The 20026-nt window shown below is 44.1% G+C and carries 15 protein-coding genes; 7 read left to right on the forward strand and 8 right to left on the reverse strand.

Going from position 1 to position 20026, the window contains the following annotated elements:
• Positions 1-14: 14 nt before the first annotated feature.
• The 3 genes from KUV50_RS09600 to KUV50_RS09610 are packed head-to-tail and all read right to left on the reverse strand — an operon-like array spanning position 15 to position 6444.
• Positions 15-1292 (reverse strand): DUF4959 domain-containing protein, encoded by a 1278-nt coding sequence (locus tag KUV50_RS09600; protein ID WP_222579920.1) that lies wholly within the window; start codon positions 1290-1292, stop codon positions 15-17.
• Positions 1293-1352: 60 nt separating this feature from the next.
• Positions 1353-3308 carry a RagB/SusD family nutrient uptake outer membrane protein gene (locus KUV50_RS09605; RefSeq protein WP_222579921.1) on the reverse strand — a complete coding sequence of 652 codons (1956 nt, stop codon included), beginning with the start codon at positions 3306-3308 and terminating at the stop codon, positions 1353-1355.
• A 25-nt stretch (positions 3309-3333) separates the two neighbouring features.
• On the reverse strand, positions 3334-6444 hold the full coding sequence (locus tag KUV50_RS09610; protein ID WP_222579922.1) for a SusC/RagA family TonB-linked outer membrane protein: 3111 nt from the start codon (positions 6442-6444) through the stop codon (positions 3334-3336).
• Positions 6445-6784: 340 nt separating this feature from the next.
• Between KUV50_RS09610 and KUV50_RS09615 the strand changes: the two genes are divergently transcribed.
• Both KUV50_RS09615 and KUV50_RS09620 read left to right on the forward strand, forming a co-directional pair.
• Entirely contained in the window at positions 6785-7174 is a 390-nt protein-coding gene (locus KUV50_RS09615; protein ID WP_222579923.1) for a CidA/LrgA family protein, read from the forward strand.
• A complete protein-coding gene (locus KUV50_RS09620) occupies positions 7171-7839 on the forward strand; it encodes an LrgB family protein (protein ID WP_222579924.1) in 669 nt (222 codons plus the stop codon). The genes KUV50_RS09615 and KUV50_RS09620 overlap by 4 nt, the downstream gene beginning before the upstream one ends.
• A 118-nt stretch (positions 7840-7957) precedes the next feature.
• Here the strand turns inward: KUV50_RS09620 and KUV50_RS09625 are convergent, their stop codons facing one another.
• Complete coding sequence (locus KUV50_RS09625) at positions 7958-9274, reverse strand: gluconate:H+ symporter (protein WP_222579925.1); 1317 nt, start codon at positions 9272-9274, stop codon at positions 7958-7960.
• Between the two features lie 140 nt (positions 9275-9414).
• On the opposite strand from KUV50_RS09625, the gene KUV50_RS09630 reads away from it, so the two are divergent.
• Both KUV50_RS09630 and KUV50_RS09635 read left to right on the forward strand, forming a co-directional pair.
• Positions 9415-10584: a dipeptidase gene (locus KUV50_RS09630; RefSeq protein WP_222579926.1), complete on the forward strand. Its 1170-nt coding sequence runs from the start codon at positions 9415-9417 to the stop codon at positions 10582-10584.
• Between the two features lie 249 nt (positions 10585-10833).
• On the forward strand, positions 10834-11244 hold the full coding sequence (locus KUV50_RS09635; protein ID WP_222579927.1) for an Hsp20/alpha crystallin family protein: 411 nt from the start codon (positions 10834-10836) through the stop codon (positions 11242-11244).
• 86 nt (positions 11245-11330) lie between these two features.
• Here the strand turns inward: KUV50_RS09635 and KUV50_RS09640 are convergent, their stop codons facing one another.
• Positions 11331-12176: a hypothetical protein gene (locus KUV50_RS09640; RefSeq protein WP_222579928.1), complete on the reverse strand. Its 846-nt coding sequence runs from the start codon at positions 12174-12176 to the stop codon at positions 11331-11333.
• A gap of 120 nt (positions 12177-12296) precedes the next feature.
• Between KUV50_RS09640 and KUV50_RS09645 the strand changes: the two genes are divergently transcribed.
• The 3 genes from KUV50_RS09645 (at position 12297) to KUV50_RS09655 (ending at position 15515) form a co-directional block, all read left to right on the forward strand.
• Complete coding sequence (locus KUV50_RS09645) at positions 12297-13478, forward strand: cysteine desulfurase family protein (protein ID WP_261395079.1); 1182 nt, start codon at positions 12297-12299, stop codon at positions 13476-13478.
• A gap of 168 nt (positions 13479-13646) precedes the next feature.
• Positions 13647-13973: a HesB/IscA family protein gene (locus KUV50_RS09650; protein WP_222579930.1), complete on the forward strand. Its 327-nt coding sequence runs from the start codon at positions 13647-13649 to the stop codon at positions 13971-13973.
• Between the two features lie 57 nt (positions 13974-14030).
• Positions 14031-15515: a M48 family metalloprotease gene (locus tag KUV50_RS09655; RefSeq protein WP_261395080.1), complete on the forward strand. Its 1485-nt coding sequence runs from the start codon at positions 14031-14033 to the stop codon at positions 15513-15515.
• Positions 15516-15578: 63 nt separating this feature from the next.
• Here the strand turns inward: KUV50_RS09655 and KUV50_RS09660 are convergent, their stop codons facing one another.
• The 3 genes from KUV50_RS09660 to KUV50_RS09670 form a co-directional block, all read right to left on the reverse strand.
• Complete coding sequence (locus KUV50_RS09660; RefSeq protein ID WP_222579931.1) at positions 15579-18227, reverse strand: valine--tRNA ligase; 2649 nt, start codon at positions 18225-18227, stop codon at positions 15579-15581.
• Between the two features lie 229 nt (positions 18228-18456).
• Positions 18457-19308 carry an anti-sigma factor domain-containing protein gene (locus KUV50_RS09665; RefSeq protein ID WP_222579932.1) on the reverse strand — a complete coding sequence of 284 codons (852 nt, stop codon included), beginning with the start codon at positions 19306-19308 and terminating at the stop codon, positions 18457-18459.
• Positions 19305-19856, reverse strand: coding sequence for an RNA polymerase sigma factor (locus tag KUV50_RS09670; RefSeq protein ID WP_222579933.1), 552 nt, complete (start codon positions 19854-19856; stop codon positions 19305-19307). The genes KUV50_RS09665 and KUV50_RS09670 overlap by 4 nt, the downstream gene beginning before the upstream one ends.
• Positions 19857-20026: the final 170 nt, after the last annotated feature.

Here is a 20026-nt window from a genome sequence, read left to right on the forward strand (position 1 = left end):
GTGATCGATGAAATTTATTGTACTTTTTGACCAAACAGGGTGATCTCTGAAAGACAGTTGGCGTCTTCCCGCGTATAATTAGCAGAAAACCCCTTTGTGGCCCGGTATCTGAAATATCGGGTGGGTTTGGTAAACTTGGGATCATCCGGATACATATAGGCTTGGTCACCCGCTTCTCCTTTTTTGACAAATTCCAACTCACTGAGGCCGTCAGGCACGGGAATCATATGTTCGGTCACATACACCCATTCGGAGTTGTCTTCGTCCCATACATACATTTCATAAATGCCCACATTTTCGTATCTGTAATATTGGCCCCGGTTGACATTGTTAATCCCACCGGAATGGCGTTGATGGGTGACGATTCGACTCAATTTGTATTCGGCACCTAAATCGATAATGACATTCCAGGGCATATTTCCATCATCCGGATCACCGGTGCGTCCCCGACTGTGGGTGTGCATAAAATTGAGGTTGTCCCCGCGATCGATGATGTCATCGATCAGGTACCGAAGTCGTCCTTCCAATCCATTTCCAAATGCTTGGGGGACCCCGCCCATGGAATCATTGGCAGGAGGCAGGTACCATTCTGATTTTGGTATTTTCACATCGGTCAACAGGGAGACATTTCCCATATCAATAGGCTCTGTAATGTTGTCATAAATGTCTGCTACCCGAATTTTTACACTCACGGGTTCGTCCGAATTGAGTTTTAGATTTTCCACAAAACGGCGTTCTTCCGGTAAATTCGATGAGAAAACAGAAGTAAACTCTTTCTTTTCTCCGTTTTGGGTAAAAGAAAAGTCAACGTATATGTTTATACTCTGTTCCAGTTCGTTTTTCCAATCGACGAAAAAGGAGTTAAATGCTGGTTTGACTTCCAGAGATTTGCCGACACGACTAATGGCTGGTTCTAGTGGGGTTACGTTGATCGATACCGGTTCTGACTTATTTCCTGCGCGGTCTACAGCGTAAATCTGAACCTCATGAGAAGCTGTATCTCCAAATCCGTAAACGTCGAGCGAGTCGACAAAATAGGAGGAAGAAAAGGAATAAGTTTTATTCTTATCGTTTGTATAAGAAGCTTCGATGTGCAACAAATCCTCATCCTTCGGTAATGTATAAAAGAACCGGGCACCCCCGAACAATGGCTTGTATTCAACACTGGTGACGGGTGAGGGAGGTATCGTGTCATCGGAATTGGTGCGTTTAACCTCATTATCATCACAGCTGCTGATGAGCAGAAGAAGTACTGTAATGGATAGCCAGATAGATAAATTTGATCGTATCATTGTATTTGGATATTGTGCTGTTTTTAAAAATACGTGGGTCATATCGATGTTGTCGTGGTTTTACCAACCGGGATTTTGGACCAGATTGGAATTTGTGTTTATCTCATTGAGATCAATGGGCCATAAGTTGTCCGTGATGGTAAATTGCCGGGCTTGTTTCACCTCCAAATTGAAGAATGAAGCGCCTGTCTCACCGGTGTGATTCCATCCCCAGGCCGGACTTGAAAATTCAGATACCGCTCTTTTGGTACGGATCATATCCCAAAACCGTTGTCCTTCAAAGGCAAATTCGATGCCCCTTTCCCTCAGGATTATATCTCGCATACCTTCTTTTGATTTGTGCTTGTTGACTGTTTTTACGATGTCCGGATCGGACCATACCGTTTCCAGGTCTGGAATTCCCGCCCTCTTGCGGACTTGATTGACCAGATCATATACTTCCTGGGTCGGACTGCTGTTGTACTCGTTGAGTGCTTCGGCTTTCATGAGCAGGAGGTCCGCAAACCGGATGATGGGGTAGGGGTATTTGATGGTCCGCTGCCAGGCACCTGATTTCGATTCAGGGTGTACCAATTTTTTAACGCCGATGCCGGTGACCAGAAAATCCGTGGAGTGTTGAGAGGAATTGTATCCTCCATCACTACCCGCATACATCATCGTATTGATTCGTACACTGTGTGAACGCCAATAACCACCCGTGATACCGAGATTCGCATAAAAACGGGGCTCCCGGTTCAGGTAAAGATTAATGGTTTCGGCACCGGGCTGCATGTATCCTCGACTTTGGTCATAATCCTCGTCTTCCGCTCCAGGTGTGGTCGTGAGCTCCCATTTATTGTCAACATCAAAAGTGAGGTCTTCTTCGATCGGGACGCCATTTTCTGTGTAGTATCGTTCAGTCATTCGGTACGTGGAGGCCATCCATTGCCAGGAGTACGAAGCGGTGTTGGTGACGCCACCTCCATATCCTTCCGGCAATCGAATATTGGAACTATGAGCCAATTCGCCCTGTCCATAAAAGTTGAGGTTGGAGTACCCCCAGATTAATTCTTTATTCCACGGATCGGTAACCACCATCCGAAGGTCATACAAGGTCTGTAACTTTTCTTCATTGGCTTTGAAGTCTTCGCGATCAAAAACATAGGGTTCTTTTGAATAGCGGTAGAGTTCTACCCCGTTTGCCTGACAAGCTTCCAGTGCATCGTCCAAGGCATCAAGTGCATCTTTCCATTTTTCATTATCATAGGTTAGTGGAAAAAATGGTTCTCCGTCTTCATTCGTGAAATCACCGAAATATTCTTTATTACCATTGAAAAATGGACTGGCTCGGTAGAAAAGAACGCGTGCTTTGATGGATTTTGCGGCGACCTGATCGATTTGTCCATACAGGTTGGAGCCTGCTCTTTCTTGTAAGTTGGGTATGGCCTCGTCCATCAGGCGGATCACATAGGCGAACGATTCTTCTACGGTGGATCTTCTTTGAAAAAGCTCGTCCTTGGTTGCATCGGAGGTAATCAATTCTTCTGCGATGATGATCGGACCATATTTTCGAATGAGTAAAAAACTATAATAAGCTTTTAAAAAGGTCACTTGAGCAGACCAATCTTTCTTTTCCTGTTCGGACATGTCAGGTACATCATTGATGTGTTCCAGGAATACATTGGCCGAACGAATGCCGTCATAGAGCGGCTGAGCACCCTGATTTCCCGACCAATTTCCCAGTATGGGGTCGGTCACCGTCTGAAGCCCACGCATGAGTCGGATCCCTCGCAAGTGTCCGGTGTTTTCATTGAGATCCAGCCGTCCGATCCATTCATCACCGGCAGTCCACATGGAATTGTGGGTCTCATCGATGTGCGGCATATAACTGTAAACCTTGGCCAGCGCGTCCCAGGCTTCTTCTTTTTGCTTAAACAGGTCTTCGAGAGTTAATGTGTTGTCTGGTACGACATCCAGATAACCTTCACAGGCTGATAACAGTATAAATAGTAAAATTATCCCGGATAATTTTTTCATTGCTTATATATTTTAATTGTTGTACTTAAAAGGATAGTTGAATACCTACGTTAAATCGCTTATTGGGTGGATAGCCCAGTCCCTTGCGCCCCATCTCCGGATCCCAAAGTTTGAAATTGCTGAGGACAAACAGATTTTGGATACTCAGATAAATCCGGCTGTTTTCCATTCCGATGCTTTTAAAACTACCTTCAGGCAAATTGAAGCCCATTTCTACACTTTTCAGACGCATAAAGGACCCATCTCTGAGCCACCAGGAGGATGTTTGTGTATTGTTGGGTAACGGATCCACCGATAATCGTGGCCAGAAAGCATGGACATCGGGATTGGTTTCACTCCAGTGATCTTCAGCGATGATGGACAAAGCGTTCCGTCGATTCGCAAAAGGAGCAATGCCATTATCATTGGTGCCCGGATTTATAAAAAGTGAAACCTGGGAATTCCCCTGGAAAAAGAAAGACATATCAAAATTCTTGTACCCCCCAGATAAACCAAATCCGTATTGAATTTTTGGAACGACAGGCAAACCTAATGGTACTCGGTCATTGCCGTTGATGACACCATCGCCGTTGACATCTTTGTACTTGATATCGCCGGCTTGATAGGTGCCGAAATCTTGTTTGGGAGAATTCTCGATTTCAGCTTCATCTACGAACAGCCGTTCAGCAATCAGGCCCCACCATTGGTTGATCGACTGCCCTTTTCGCTTTAAGTATTCATCGGCATAGTTCTTTTCATCCAGTTCTACGTATTCGTTGGTAGCAAAAGTGTAGTTTGCGCGAGCAGACAGCCAGAATGCAGGAGTGATGATCTTTTGAAAGTCCAGAGATCCTTCATGTCCCCAGGATAGAACCCGGCCAACATTGCCATTGATCGCTGCTTCCAGTCCGACGGAAGAAGGAAAATTCTGTCGCTGCAGGTAGATCTGACTCCGGTCATCCCGGAATAGATCCCATTGGATTTCAAGACTTTCATCGAGCAATCCGACTTCGATTCCAAAATTTGTTTTCGTTGATATCTCCCAGGTGATGTCCGGATTGGCATACCGGTTTATACGATATCCACCGTACGCATTGGTAAATGTATTGCCCCAGCGGTATCCACGACCCCCTTTGGAGATATCAGATAGATAGAAAAACCGATCCTGTCGCTCAGCAATAGCATCATTTCCTACCTTACCATAGGTCAGTTTGAATTTAAGTGTGTTGATGGTGTTTTTAATTGGCGACCAAAAATCTTCATTGGAGACCAACCAACCTCCTCCGATGGATGGGAAGAATCCATATCGTCGTTGACCGCTAAATTTTTCTGAACCGTTGTAGCCATACGCGAATTCCACAAAATAGCGCGTATCATAATCATACGAAATACGACCGGAGATCCCCTGATTTCGCTCGGGCAATGTCTCATAGATCGAGTTGCTGTTTCCTCCTGTCAACAAATATTCTTCAAACATCCCGACGGTCATAAATCCAACAGTATGATCAGCGAAGCTTCGATCCCAGTTCACCCGGCCTTCGAAATAGTAATGTCCGCTGGCATCCCGGTGGGGGTTTACATCCCCCAGATAACCGCGGCCGCTGGTCGGATTGAGTGCGAACAATTTATAATCCCCACTGATCTGGTCATACGATTCCAGATCATAGTAGAAGGGGTTGTACCATCGTCTGCTGGAATATTCACTCCAGGTGTTTACAGATCCTTTTAACTGCAACCTTAGCCCCTCCGTCACAAAATCCAGCTCTTGTGACAAGGTTGCCATCGCAGTGATCGAACTTGTATTTTTGTCCTCATACCCCCGGACCATTTCTGCGTAGGGGTTTTGCTTTAATGCGCCTTTCACAAAGGTGTTTCCAAATAAAATATGATCTGTGAACTGGTTCAATGAATCGGGTTCGAAAACCGCAGGAAAATCGACCGGATTGGAATTCATGACCATATTGAATATGTCACTGGCTGGCGCCTGGGGTCCATTGTATCGTTCAAACCGGCCTTGTAGCCGGGTGTCCAGTTTGGTAGTTGGAGTCAGTTTGAATATGACATTGTTTCGCAACTGGACCCGATTAATATTAATGTTGTTGTTGAAGTTGTTTTGGTCATCTACCTTGAGAAGTCCTGTTTCGTTTTCGACCGTACCGGCAGCAAAGTAAGTGGCTACCTTTCCACCTCCGGAGATATTGAAGTTCCCACGTTTATTATTGGTGGACTTATTAAAGAGCTGGTCGTACCAGTCAGTATTGGGATAGATAATAGGGTCTACGCCATCCGCAGTGGATTGTATTTTTTGCTCACTGTAGAATGTACCCAAGAGTGGATTCCGTGAGACTCTGGCTTGATTGTAGAGCCGCATATAAGATACTCCATCCAATAAATCATTGATTCGGGTGGGCATCGCGACCTGATAGTCGACCCGCGCGTTGACCCGGGCCGGTCCTTCCTGCCCGGATTTTGTCACGACCATGATGATTCCGTTGGCACCCCGAGGTCCGTACAACACAGTAGCAGATGCATCTTTTAGTATAGAGAAACTTTCAATGTTGTCCGGTTCCATTCGGGCCAGGTCGGTGGTGGAGGCTTCAAAACCATCGATCAAAATCAATGGATTGGTCTTGTACCCAAAAGTAGTAACTCCACGGATGAAAAACTCCGCGTTGTCGCGCCCGGGTTCTCCCGAGGTCTGGTACGAAATGACACCGGGAATTCGCCCCGCAAGCGCATTGGTCAGGTTGGATGCTGGTTGTCTGAGGTCAGAGGGTTTGACCGTTTCAACCGACGATATGACGCTTTCCTTCTTTTGGGTACCGAAAGCCACCACTTGTACTTCCTGCAACAGCGAGGCGTCGTCATACATTTCCACCTCAATGATGTTCCGTTCACCAACGACGACTTCTGCCGGTTTTTTCCCGATGTAGGAAAAACTCAAGGTGTCACCGACTGCTGCTTGCAGGGTGAACTCGCCGTTTTCATCAGCAACGGTTCCCTGAGCTGTGCCCATGACCGCGATCGATACACCGGGCAGACCCACTCCATCCTGGTCCTTAACAATCCCGGATATGGTCTTGGATTGATTGGCTTGACTGAAGCCGGTTAATCCAATAAATAGAAAAATTAAAATTCCCAGTAAAGGTGTTTTCATGATTTAAAATTTTCTTTTAAAAAAGATAGCAGCTTTTCGCACAGTATCAGGTGATTTCCCATTAGCTCACATAGCTACTAGTTATGGATGGAAGTCTATGCTGCAAAATCCTATTAAATTACCGATGTCTTAACAATCGAAGTCCAATTTAGTAATATATTTCTATAATCAAAAACATGTGCTAATAAATGCTTAATTTGTTTCGAATGCAATAAATTGTATGGTGTGTTGAGTGCATGGTTTCGATCTCGAGCACAGTCGGTGATGTTTGAACAACCGCCTTTGGAATGTTTTATTTTGAGAATAATTTTCTCTCGTTATATTGTGGCAAATTTTCAGTATGCCAGATAGATTGATGCGTATTCTTTATAACCTGGGACGACTGGTGCGGGGTTTTGTGATTCTTGTGGGACTTTATCTTTTCGGTGAATGGATTGCAAAATATCTTCCCATACCCGTACCTGGAGCGGTAATTGGAATGGTGATCATGTTTTTATTGCTGCGTTTGCGTGTGGTGCCGTTACATTGGGTGGATAATGCTTCTGTTTTGCTTTTGACTTTTATGGGGATGTTTTATATCCCTTATGGGGTGGGTATTGTCGAAAGCGGAACATTGATCGAAAAGTGGGGACTTGAAATTTTGGGTTTGGTCCTCCTTACGATTTTATCCGTGTTTTTTGTATCGGGTAAGCTCTTCCAAAATCTGGTTCATAAAAAAAATATTTCATGAGTAGTCTGGTCACCATTTGTCTTTTTTTGTTGGCGCGGCTGCTGCATTCTAGGAAGCCTTATTTGATTTTTGTGCCGGTTTTTTTCAGTGTGTTAGGTTGCATCCTATTTTTGAAAGGAACCGGCATGAATTTTACCCAGTATTTTGAAGAAAACAAAGTGTTGACCAGTTTATTGGGACCGGCTGTGGTTGCCCTGGGCGTTCTCATGTACAAACAGATGGATGCCATAAAATCACGGTTGGGTCCTCTGTTGATCGCCATAGCTTGTGGGAGTCTGGCCAGCGTGTTTTTGGTAGCTGTTTTGGCTGTGGTGTTGAAGCTGCCATCAGAGTTAGCGGCTTCCCTTTTGCCGCTTGGTATTACCACTCCCATTGCAATCGAAGTGTCAGAACCACTGGGAGGTGATCCGGCCATTACATCGGTGGTCGTGATCGGGATTGGGCTTTTGGGGAATATGTTCAGCCCGATCTGGCTTCGCTGGTTTAGGATTACTGACGTCGGAGCTTCAGGAGTCGCCATTGGAATGGTGAGTCATGGTATCGGAACAGCCCGGGCGATACAACTTCACGAGATGACCGGAGTTTTTAGTGGCTTGGCGATGTGTATTAATGGTGTGGTTACGGTATTTACGGCACCGCTGATGTGGTCCTTGTTTTATGGATGACATGCGTTGAGTCACGAGCAATATTGAAGCTGCCCTATTGGATGTGCTTGTGATTTCTTATGGTGGTCACCGATCCGGGGTTTTTATTTGGTTCCGCTTTTACACACTACATTACAGCTCATACAAATATATTTAGCACCAAAACCCCAATTAGTCCGGTTACAGAAACGATGGTTTCCATGACAGACCAGGTTTTCAGGGTGTCTTTGACTGATAAGTTGAAGTATTCTTTGAACATCCAAAATCCTCCATCATTCACATGAGAAAACATCAGACTGCCGGCTCCCGTGGCGAGGACCATCAGTTCGGGGTTCGCGTTACCTTCTGTGATCAATGGAAGTACGATTCCTGCTGCTGTCAGACCAGCAACAGTAGCGGAGCCAACACAGACCCGAATGATCGCTGCTATACCCCAGGCCAGAATGAGCGGAGACATTTCTACGCCCTGAAGTAGTGATCCGATGTACTCACTAACTCCGCTATCGATCAATATTTGCTTCAAGGCACCCGCTCCGGCGATGATGAGCAGAATCATGGCGATACTTCGGATGGATTCGCTGATTTGCCAAGACAAGTCTTTCATGAGGGTTCCTCTGAAAATACCCAATGTAAATATGGCGATTAGAATGGCGATTAGCATTGCTATAATTGGATCACTCAATGTATACACGATCACACCTGCTAAAGAATCTTCGATCACGAAAAATTTTAATATTGCCGTAAATCCCAATAAAATCACAGGCGATAATGCGGTTAATAGACTCACGACAAGCGAAGGCATCTCTTCCTCAGTAAACACTTTATCATTGAAAAATCCTTTCAGTGGTTTGGGTCTATACTTTTTTAAGGTTGACGAAAAAACTGGTCCACCTAAAATAATGGCAGGAATAGCTACGATAATGCCGTAGATCATCGTCAAACCCAAATCAGCCCCATAATCGGCTACCAGAGCAGTTGGGGCAGGATGCGGAGGTAAGTACCCGTGTGTCACCGAGAGTGCCGAAAGCATGGGCAAACCAATGTATAGCATTGGTAATTTGGTTGTCGCAGCCACCGTAAACACCAAGGGAACCATAATTACAAAACCTACTGAATAAAACATTGGTATTCCAATAATAAAGCCCGTCAGTACCAATGCCCATTGGACATATTTCTCTCCAAAGGCGCTGATCAAACTGCTCGATATGCGTTGGGCAGCGCCGCTATCCGCTACTATTTTTCCCAGCATGGCACCAAAGCCCAGTATGATCACCAGAAAACCCAATACACTTCCTATCCCTTTTTGAATCGATTCAGACACGGTGATGGGATCCATTCCTTCTGCCAATCCAATGCCCAAAGAGACCAGGACGAACGAAATGAAAGTGTCCAGTTTGAAATACCCGATTAAAAGGATCAGAATGGCGATTCCGGCGAGAACAATAATTAGTGACACGGCGTAAGTTTGTTTTAAAGGATGGAAAAGATACGAAAACTTACTTTATTTACTTCCAAAAATATTTGAAGGCCCAGATAATGGAGATTAGTTCTTCTATCTTTATATTCGGTTGTTTTAAGATCCAAAAGAAAAACCCCATGCTTAAGAAAATAGGTTACCCCGTCGTTGCTTTGATGTTTATCTATCTATTAACGATTTCTATTGCACCAACTCTTTTTGAGAAAAATCTAAATTTAGTCGAGTTTAAAAATGCCAGGCATTTGAGTTCGGAGGCCAAGGACTTCTTCGATTCATTGTCCTTTGTGGCTGATCTACATTGCGATGCCCTGTTATGGGGTCGAGACTTGACAAAAAGGTCCAATTATGGTCACGTTGATTTTCCGCGTATGCAAGAAGGGAATGTGGCGCTGGAAGCTTTTACGATCGTGACAAAATCACCCAGAGGGCAAAATTTCACAAGTAATTCTGCGGATGCTTTTGACATGGTTACCCTTCTTAATTTTCTTCAAGGCAGAGGACCGCGTCAATGGTTTAGTTTATATAACCGAGCTGAAAAGCAGGCCCGGCAATTGCATCGTCTTGCTCAAAGATACAACGATGAGTTTATGCTCATTACCTCGCAATCCGATGTGAAGCGATTTGTCGACCGGAGAAAAACTAACAAATCTGTCATTGCTGGATTTTTAGGAATCGAAGGAGCACATTGCCTGGAAGGAAAGATAAGCAATGTGCAAAAACTTTTTGAAGAAGGAGTTAGAATGATGGGACCAACGCACTTTTTTGATAACGAACTCGGAGGATCAGCCCATGGTATGTCCGGTGAAGGACTCACCGAATTTGGCCATCAGGTGATCAAAGAGATGAATCGTATAAATATGATCATCGATCTTTCACATGCTTCTCCGAAAATGATTGATGATATATTGGATTTAAGCACTCGTCCTGTTATTGTATCTCATACCGGGGTCAAAGGTACGAAGGATAGCCCCAGAAACCTGTCGGATGCGCACATTCAAAAGATTGCTACAAACGGAGGGCTCATAGGTGTCGGATTTTTTAAAGGTGCAATTCATGGCGAAATCGTAGATATAGTTGAAGCGATCAAATATGTCAGGGATTTGGTAGGCATTGAGTACGTAGCGTTAGGCTCGGACTTTGATGGGGCAGCCACCACACCGATCGATATTACCGGGATGTCTTATATCGTACAAGGTTTGATGGATGCAGGATTTTCAAGAAATGAAATCAAAGCCGTAATGGGCGAGAATATTTATCGTTTCTTAATGAAGAATTTACCCCAACAGTGAACGAATGAAACTTTTGGAATAATTCAGCCCTACAGTGAGATCTGAGTTTGGGAAGCAATTATATAAGTCATTATGACAATGAATTGCACATGGTGTGTCATTATGGCATGTTGAATTCTTGGTTTTGTGCCGGATTGTCAGGTTGGGAGGCGTGGTATGCAAGTTGCATATTATATAGTGAATTTATTTTTTAACCCATAAAATTTTTAAACTATGAGATCTGTAGCAAAAATTTCAAATGGAAACGTTATGCCAAGACTTTCTAATTGGGTAGAAAATATGCTTGGTCCTGAATTTACTACTTTTTGGGATGATGTTCCGACAAGATTAAAGGTGCCCGCTACCAATATTCGAGAGAAAGATGATGCGTTTGTGATAGAAGTAGCTTCTCCAGGCATGAAAAAGTCAGATTTTGAGGTGAATGTAGATAACGGCGTTCTGACTATTAGCTATGATTTTGAAGATAATATTGAGAAGGAAGGAGAGCACTATACCCATCGGGAGTTTGGATACAGTTCATTTAAGAGAAGTTTTACCCTGCCTGATTCAGTGGACGGTGATCAGGTATCTGCGAAGTACAGCGAGGGAATCCTGTTTGTACATCTGCCAAAAAAGGAAGAAGCAAAGAAAAAACCGGCCCGACTCATTGATGTGAAATAAAATCAGTAGCAACCGTATCACTCCAGAATTGCAGCTTAAAGAATAGGAGTAATGGTAATTCAAGCAGGAATGAATTCAATACGAATTCATTCCTGCTTTTTTTTGGACAGATATGTCGCCACCTGATCACTTAATTCCTCAAAGAAACCACTGCCTTTTATAGGGTCTTTTTCGCCAAGAATCTTGCCTTCACGGACTAAAATTTCTGGAACATTGAGTAAATAGGATAAATTTTCTAGTTGCCAGCTGCTGCTGTTCCGAAGATCCCAGACAAAGTGACCAATCCCAGAGATTAAGGTAGAAAGGAGTTGATTGGATAAAGCGATTAATTGACTTTCATTTGCCTGTTGAAATGTTTGGAGTGGCACATAAACGGAAAGTGGAACTGATGTAGAATTCTGTTTTATGTTGGAGGACTGGTACTTTTTAATTCCTCGAATCAAACCTATATTCCAAAAAAAGTCATGCCCGGGGGTGATCCAGATATGATGATTATTTTGAGCGTCGAAACGGTGTAAGACCTTTTTTAAATCTTCTAAGATTGTTTTGTTTCTAAAATCCAAAATTTGAAGGTTGACTCTTTTCTCAGGAAGAACATGTTCAAATTTTTTTGGTTGAAAGGTCTCAAAAAACTGATTTCCTTTCATTGAATTGTTATCTGAGTTAATTCCATATACCGAATCAATTTCATAGGAGGCCGTATTTATAGAATTATTGTTCAGTAATTCTGCTGTTTTGCTATTGATGACCATCGAGTGCGAAATATGGCTAACCAGATGCTCATGGAAGTTTGGACCTTTATTTGCAGGGTTCTGGTAAGGAGTAAGGGACACCTCGGGCACTGGCTGATAAACCATGTCGTGCGGACTTTTTCCTTGTTGCTCAACCCGGAATAGTGTGGACCATGCTTCGTATTCTTTTATTTCCGTCATTTTTCTTGTAATTTACCGAACAACAACTATGAACTTAAGCGTGTTGATATTTTTCTAAGCGGAATAAACCCGCATTTTATTATTGAAAGATAAATAATCGTGACTGATAAAAGAATTTATTTGGATCATAATGCAACGACTCCGGTAGATCCTGTCGTTCTTGAAGCCATGCTGCCCTTTTTTACGGAAGCACCCGGGAATGCCAATAGCCGAAGCCATCCATATGGTTGGGAAGCCACCGCAGCGGTGGAACACGCATCGGCACAATTAGCATCATTGCTGGATGTTAGTGAAGACTCCTTGATTTATACCAGCGGAGCTACGGAATCTATTAATCTGGCATTGAAAGGGTTAGCAGAAACCTGGAAAGACAAAGCCGCTCATTTTGTGACCTGTGAAACTGAACATCCAGCTGTGTTGGACACGCTGGACTATCTGGAACGAAAAGGGTGGAAGGTCACCCGTTTACCGGTCAACGAAGAAGGACATATTAATTTGGATGAACTGGAATCATCATTGACAAAAGAAACGCTGGCTGTGGTCATCATGTGGGCGAACAATGAAACCGGTGTGATTCACCCGGTACCGGAAATTGGAGCTATATGTCGCAAGCATAAGGTGTTTTTTGTGTGCGATGCGACACAGGCGGTGGGGAAGATTGAAGTGTACCCTGCAAAATATGGGATTGATCTGATGGCATTTAGTGGGCATAAATTTTACGGACCCAAAGGAATAGGGGGACTTTATGTGAGTCCTGATAAACCACGGACGAAAATCAAACCCCAGATACATGGTGGGGGGCATCAGCATGGATTGAGAAGCGGGACTCTAAATGTGCCCGGTGTAGTGGGGATGGGAAAAGCTGCAGAGCTGTCGATGACCCATGGTATGAAAGAACAAGCTCGTTTGGCCAAATTAAGAAATAATCTTGAGAATTATCTATTAGAAAATATAGCAGAAGTTTCACGGAATGGTGATGTCAATCATCGATTACCTCATGTTAGTAATTTGTGTTTTAAGTTGGTGGATGGGGAACAATTGATGGTGTTGGTTAACGAAATAGTTGCGGTATCTTCCGGTTCAGCATGCACATCAGCTGATCCTGATCCTTCGCATGTATTGCTGGCCATGGGACTTTCCGAAGCGGATGCGAAGGCTTCGATCCGGTTTAGTCTGGGCCGAAGTACCAGCGAAACAGATATTGACCGTGTTGCCGCCGTTTTTGAAGAGAAGGTGGCGAAATTGCGCAACGAGAATCCTGTTTGGGAATTGTTTACTTCCGGGGTGGACCTGGGTATTTAGGTGAGGTATCAATTGCTGTTTCAATGATAAATGTGGTTCTCACTAAGAAAAATGAACAGATTCCCATGTATATTTGTTTGAGGTTTGTAATTCATTGCGGTGAGACCATATAATGGTCTGTGCAAAAAATAAAATACAATTAATCCACGATCGTAAAAATTTGTCGAAATGTTATTTGTTGGAGATAGTGCAAAGAATAAAATAGAAGAGATCCGTCATACAGGAGAGATTGGAGATGGCCATTTTGTGCGGGTGAGCGTGACCAGCGGTGGATGCTCCGGATTGACATATCAGATGGAGTTTGATACGGAGGAGCGCCCCGACGACCAGGTCTTTGATGACAATGGGGTCCGTATAGTCACTGATTTGAAAAGTTTTCTGTATCTCTGTAATACAAAACTAGAATTTTCAGGTGGACTTAGCGGAAAGGGGTTTTATTTTGATAACCCCAACGCCAGTCGTTCGTGTGCTTGTGGTGAGAGTTTCTCACTATAAGCGGATGGATAAAATTGATTACTTAAAACGAAAGGGCACCCACAAAAATAATTACTTATGAAAAACACGATGCGGTACATTTTTAATCCCTTAATCGTCACGATTGCGCTCCTTTTTTTATCGTCCTGTTCCAGAAATCCAGTGACCGGAAAGAAAGAACTTAATTTTATGAGTGAATCTCAAGAGATTGCTATGGGTGAGCAATCTGATCCGGATGTGGTCGCTCAGTTTGGACTATTCGAAGATGAAACACTACAAAATTTTATCGATAAAGAAGGTCAGAAAATGGTGAAAATATCCCATCGCCCTGATTTGGATTTTGAATTTAAGATTCTGAATTCACCGGTGGTCAATGCATTTGCATTACCAGGTGGCTATGTTTATTTTACACGAGGAATTCTAGCTCATTTTTCCAATGAAGCTGAATTTGCTGGTGTGTTGGGGCATGAGATCGGCCACGTGACAGCACGGCATGGCGCCGAACAATATACCAATCAGATTCTCTCACAAGTTGGATTAATGGTTGGGCTGGTTGTATCACCTACGGTTCGTCAATTCGCTAATGAAATATCACAGGGTGTTCAACTCATGATGCTGAGTAATTCGCGATCCAATGAGAGTCAATCGGATAAACTGGGAGTTGAATACTCGACGAAAATTGGATATGATGCCAATCAAATGGCTAATTTTTTTCGTACGATCGGACGGATTGGCGCCCGCGCCGGAGCGAATGAAATTCCTGATTTTCTTTCGACTCATCCCAATCCCGCCGACCGTTTCTCGAAGGTTCATGAATTGGCAGAGAAGTGGCAACAGAAGTTGCAGTTGCCGGAATACAAAATCAACCGGGATTCCTATCTGGAGATGATTGACGGTATCATTTATGGGGAAGATCCGCGTGAAGGGTATACCGATAATAATGTATTTTATCATCCGGAGCTGCGGTTTTCATTTCCCTATCCGAGTGGGTGGCAGTTGGTTAATACTCCTCAGCAAGTTCAGATGGCCCCCAAAGATCAAAATGCTATGATGGTATTTAGTTTGGCACCGGCAAAGTCGCTTCGGGAAGCGGCAGATGGATTTGTACAGCAGTTCAAATTAACGGTGTCTGAAACGAACAGCAAGACAGTCAATGGATATCCTTCGTATCAGATGGTGGCCGATCAGGTAAATGAACAAGACCCGAGTCAAAGCGTCCGATTGCTGACTTATTTCTATCAGGATAAAAGTAATAATGTTATCTACCAGATGCTTGGAGTGGCACCGAGGCAGGAGTTTAATAGCTTGTCAAACTATTTTATGTTTACGATGGATAATTTTAAGACCCTTCGTGATCCAGCGCGTATTAATGTCCAACCCGACCACATCCGGATCGTTTCTGTGCCCGCGTCGATGACCTTGGCGCAGGCTTTACGGCGGTACAATATGCCTGCTGACCGGTTTGATGAACTCGCCATACTCAATAGTATGGAATTATCCGACAAGCTGAACGCCAACGAAAAAATAAAAGTGATCAGCAAAGGAAAATCAGGCCGTCCTTAACCCGGTTTTTTATTCAATCTTATTACTATGATGCATTCAATAGAGTGCATCTGCTGCATATGCTTACAAAAGTTGCTCCAGACTTTCCTCCAGCATAGCTACACGTCCTTTGCCATCTTCCAGTTTTTTTCGTTCTTTTGCCACAATCGCTTCCGGGGCATTCTGTACGAATCTTTCGTTGGCCAGTTTGGACTCGATTTTTTTCACAAATCCTCTGGCATAATCGAGTTCTTCTTCTAACTTCTGTCGTTCTTCTTCCACATCCACACCTGGAAGCATCAAATAGGCCTTGATACGACCCTGTACGATGCTGGCATGGAGATCTTTCGGTGCCTCGGTGGTCTGTTCTACCTTACCCAGTGCTGCCATTTTTATAAGAATTTCCTTCATGCCACTTTGCCTGAGTAGATTAGTGGTGGATTCGCTTTTTGCAAAATAGAGGTCAAGGGGTTCTTTTTGTTTGAGCTGATGCTTGTTCCGCAGGTCTCTGATTTGTGTGACCAGGGCTTTGATCGATTCCATCGTATCAAACATGCTGGTATCGCATTCTCCGCCTTCCGGCCAACTTGAGGTGGCTATGAAATCTCCTTCTTTCCGTAATCGCAGTTGCTGATAGATTTCCTCGGTCACAAAAGGCATAAAAGGATGGAGAAGCTTCATGAGGTTTTCATAAATTTGAATGATCCGATCGTAAGAAGCTTGGTCAATGGCGTCCCCATAGGGTGGCTTAACCACCTCGAGTAACCAGGAGAAAAAGTCATTCCAGATGAAATTATACAGCTTCATGACGGCTTCAGATAACCGGTATTCGTCAAAGTCTTTTTGAATCAGATCCTCCTGTTCCTTGAGTTTGTCTTCAAACCAGGTGAGTGCTATTTCACGAATAATGGTCTCCTTGTCCGATGTAGAATTGGTGCTGGAGGAAATGGTCCAGCCTTTGATCAACCGCAGCCCATTCCACATCTTGTTACAGAAATTTCGTCCCTGCTCGCAGAGCTTTTCTTCGAAAAGCAAATCGCCACCGGCCGGGGAAGACGAGAGCAACCCAAACCGCACACCATCGGCACCAAATTTTTCGATCAGTTCCAGTGCATCTGGTGAATTCCCGAGCGATTTGCTCATCTTACGCCGTTGTTTGTCCCGAACCATTCCGGTGAAGTACACTTGTTGAAATGGTTTTTCTCCTTTCCACTCGTACCCGGCCATGACCATTCGCGCCACCCATAGGAAAATAATGTCCCATCCGGTCACCAGGGTGGCCGTCGGGTAATAATAATCCACTTCATCCCCACCATCCATACCATCAAAGACGGAGAATGGCCAAAGCCAGGATGAAAACCACGTGTCCAGGACATCCTCATCCTGTCGTAAATCAGAAGCCGTAAGGTTTTGATCCGGAAAGGCTTTTTGGGCTTGTTCCAGAGCTTCTTCGGCGGTAGTGGCTACGAATATTTGATCCTCGTAATACCAGGCCGGTATCCGGTGACCCCACCACAGCTGCCTGGAGATGCACCAGTCTCTGATGTTTGACATCCAGTGTTTGTAGGTGTTCTTCATGTTGGACGGAAAGAACCGAACTTCATCGGTCATGACCGCATCCAGCGCAGGGGCCGCCAGGGATTTCATATCGACGTACCATTGGAGAGAAAGTTTGGGTTCCACGACAGCACCGGTTCGTTCCGAACGACCCACGCTATTGGAGTAGTCTTCTGTTTTGACCAAAAACCCTTTTTCTTCCAGTTCTTTGACGATCTTTTTTCTAGCTTCAAATCGGTCCAATCCTTTGTAATGAAGCCCCAGATCATTAATGGTCGCATCGTCTTCGAATATGTCGATGACCTCAAGTTCATGTCTCTGACCGATTTCATAATCATTAACATCATGGGCCGGGGTGATTTTTAAGGCTCCCGTACCAAATTCCATTTCTACGTAATCATCTGAAATAACGGGTACAATGCGGTCTGCAATGGGAATCCGGACTTTCATATTCTTTAAATGATGATATCGTTCATCATCCGGATGGATGGCCACGCCGGTATCAGCAAGAATAGTTTCAGGCCGTGTGGTCGCTATAATCAAATGTTCGTCGGTGCCCTCTACCGGATAACGGACATGGTAAAGAAGCGAGTTTTCTTCGCTATGAATTACCTCTTCATTAGAAAGGACCGTTTGTGCTTCCGGATCCCAGTTGACCATTCTCAATCCGCGATACAGCTTATCTTTTTGGTAGAGATCGACAAAAGCCTGTATGACCTGTCCGGACCGAACTTCATCCATGGTAAATGCTGTTCTGGACCAATCACAGGACGCCCCCAGTTTCTTCAGTTGCTTGAGGATAATGCCTCCGTATTTATCCGTCCATTCCCAGGCATATTCCATGAATTTATCCCGGCTCAAATCTCCTTTCTTGATGCCCTGTTCCCGCAACCAGTTGACCACCTTTGCCTCCGTCGCAATCGAAGCATGATCAGTCCCGGGCACCCAGCAGGCATTTTTTCCATCCAGCCGTGCTTTCCGAATAAGAATGTCCTGGATGCTGTTGTTCAGCATATGTCCCATATGGAGAACGCCGGTGACGTTAGGTGGTGGAATAACGATCGAATAGGGTTCCCGGTCATCTGGCCGGGATTCAAATATTTTATGTTCTTCCCAGGTGTCGTACCATTTTTTTTCGACAGTTCCGGAGGTATAGTGCTTGGATAGGTTTGGCATCCGATGTGTTCGTTTTAATGTTCAGATGCAAATATAGAAAGGAAAGGAGGAATTATGAATTATTGAATACGAATAGTGAATAAAATGGAGAGATAGTGAAAAGATGAATATACTGGACGGAATGAGATCATTAACGGGCATATCCGAAAGCGCACTGCTCCAAGGACTAAAGCGCAGCGTCCCAACCCTTAAAAGCGTAGCGTCCTATTAACTTAAACATCCATTCCCTTTATATCTTCCCGATTACCTTGAGCTGCTCGAGGGTGGGTTGTTCGCTGCCGCCCAGTGGTTCGAGGGTGATGGCAAAGGCATCTGCCTCTGTCGCCTTTTTCATTTGTTGAAAACCAATATCTCCTTTGAGAACCGTTCCCAAATCGATCGGTTGGTTATCCTTAAGAGCCCATAGTTGGTACTGTTGGTCGTCGTCCACTGAAGGTAACTGACTCGGATCCAGATATACATTTTGATCGGAAGCATCCCAGAAAACCAGTGCGTTTCCCTGTTCTTCCTCATTGGCAGCTGCCAGAGGAATTTTCAAAATAGATGGACTGGACAAGATGGCTAATTGATCTTGTTGGTTAGCTAGTTCATGAGACAAGTTATCCAGCTTGTCTTGCAATGTCGTGATATTCGTCCGCTGGCTTTCAATTTCAGATTCGTAGTCATCTTCCAGAGTGATAAGGAAGTACAGCAATCCGCACGAGACAATTAACAAAATGCTGGCTGCTATCCGCCATGGAAAGTTTGAGGGATCACGATTGGTTCGTTTTACCGCAGAGGAATCCATATTCAAATCTTCATCGGTCACCTCTTCATCACTGTGGTCCGTGACTGTTTTCAAAGCTGGCACTTGGGCTTCATCCCCGATCGAAGCCATAATCTTATCTTTTAAGCCAGGTGGTGGTGGAGCTTGATATTCATTTGCGAAACCAATCATTGTGTCTTCCAGGAGATTTAATTCAGCCTGAATTTCCGGATACACAGACGACAGACATTCTACCTCCCGACGTTCCTGGTCGCTGGCAGCGCCAGAGACATATGCCTCCAGTATTCCACTCGCTATGTATTCTTTAATATTCAATTTGCCCTGTATATTTTTCTCAATTTGGTTATTCCCCGGCGAATTCTTGTTTTTACAGTTCCTAAAGGGAGTTCCAATTGACCCGATATTTGTTGGTGGGTCAGACCACTAAAATAAGCTAATTCAATCACATCTCGTTCTTCTGAACTTAGATTTTCCAGCTGGTCCTCCACATCCATAGTATCAGTATTGGGGTTTCGGATCATGCGAGGATTTGAGACATGTACGTCAGAAATGTCATTTTGGATTTCGCTTCGTTTATTCATCTTGCGCCAATAATCGATCGCCGTATTTCTGGTAATGTTGAGTATCCAGGTGAAAAGCCGACCTTTCTCAGGATTATACGAAGCCGCATATTTCCATATTTTTACCATGGCTTCTTGAAAAGCGTCTTCAGCCATGCCGGTATTATTGCGTAAAATCTTAAGACATACCCCGTAAAGTGCTTCAGCGTAGCGATCATAGATATCGGATATAGCTGTTTGATCCCCCTTTTGTAAGCGGGTGACAAGCATCTTTTCCTCTGACTGTTCGAACGTTTGTTTCATCTAAGTCCTGTAATGAACGGACATTTTTTACCTAATGATAAACTAAGGTATGTTTTTTTTTAGTATTCAGCTCAAATATTAAATGCCTTTGTCGCGAAACCCTTTAACGTATGTTTATAAGGCTATTAACATAGGCTCTGGAGTAGTATTATTATATTGATAGTTAACGA

Source organism: Membranihabitans marinus, from assembly GCF_019802045.1.
Classification (GTDB): domain Bacteria; phylum Bacteroidota; class Bacteroidia; order Chitinophagales; family Saprospiraceae; genus Membranihabitans; species Membranihabitans marinus_A.

What these genes read in the sequence shown, in the direction of transcription:
- KUV50_RS09600 (WP_222579920.1), bottom strand. Translation starts at nt 1,292, where the DNA reads ATGATACGATCAAATTTATCTATCTGGCTATCCATTACAGTACTTCTT.
- KUV50_RS09635 (WP_222579927.1), top strand. Translation starts at nt 10,834, where the DNA reads ATGCCAAGACTTTCTAATTGGGTAGAAAATATGCTTGGTCCTGAATTT.
- KUV50_RS09605 (WP_222579921.1), bottom strand. Translation starts at nt 3,308, where the DNA reads ATGAAAAAATTATCCGGGATAATTTTACTATTTATACTGTTATCAGCC.
- KUV50_RS09650 (WP_222579930.1), top strand. Translation starts at nt 13,647, where the DNA reads ATGTTATTTGTTGGAGATAGTGCAAAGAATAAAATAGAAGAGATCCGT.
- KUV50_RS09620 (WP_222579924.1), top strand. Translation starts at nt 7,171, where the DNA reads ATGAGTAGTCTGGTCACCATTTGTCTTTTTTTGTTGGCGCGGCTGCTG.
- KUV50_RS09670 (WP_222579933.1), bottom strand. Translation starts at nt 19,856, where the DNA reads ATGAAACAAACGTTCGAACAGTCAGAGGAAAAGATGCTTGTCACCCGC.
- KUV50_RS09610 (WP_222579922.1), bottom strand. Translation starts at nt 6,444, where the DNA reads ATGAAAACACCTTTACTGGGAATTTTAATTTTTCTATTTATTGGATTA.
- KUV50_RS09640 (WP_222579928.1), bottom strand. Translation starts at nt 12,176, where the DNA reads ATGACGGAAATAAAAGAATACGAAGCATGGTCCACACTATTCCGGGTT.
- KUV50_RS09660 (WP_222579931.1), bottom strand. Translation starts at nt 18,227, where the DNA reads ATGCCAAACCTATCCAAGCACTATACCTCCGGAACTGTCGAAAAAAAA.
- KUV50_RS09630 (WP_222579926.1), top strand. Translation starts at nt 9,415, where the DNA reads ATGCTTAAGAAAATAGGTTACCCCGTCGTTGCTTTGATGTTTATCTAT.
- KUV50_RS09615 (WP_222579923.1), top strand. Translation starts at nt 6,785, where the DNA reads ATGCCAGATAGATTGATGCGTATTCTTTATAACCTGGGACGACTGGTG.
- KUV50_RS09655 (WP_261395080.1), top strand. Translation starts at nt 14,031, where the DNA reads ATGAAAAACACGATGCGGTACATTTTTAATCCCTTAATCGTCACGATT.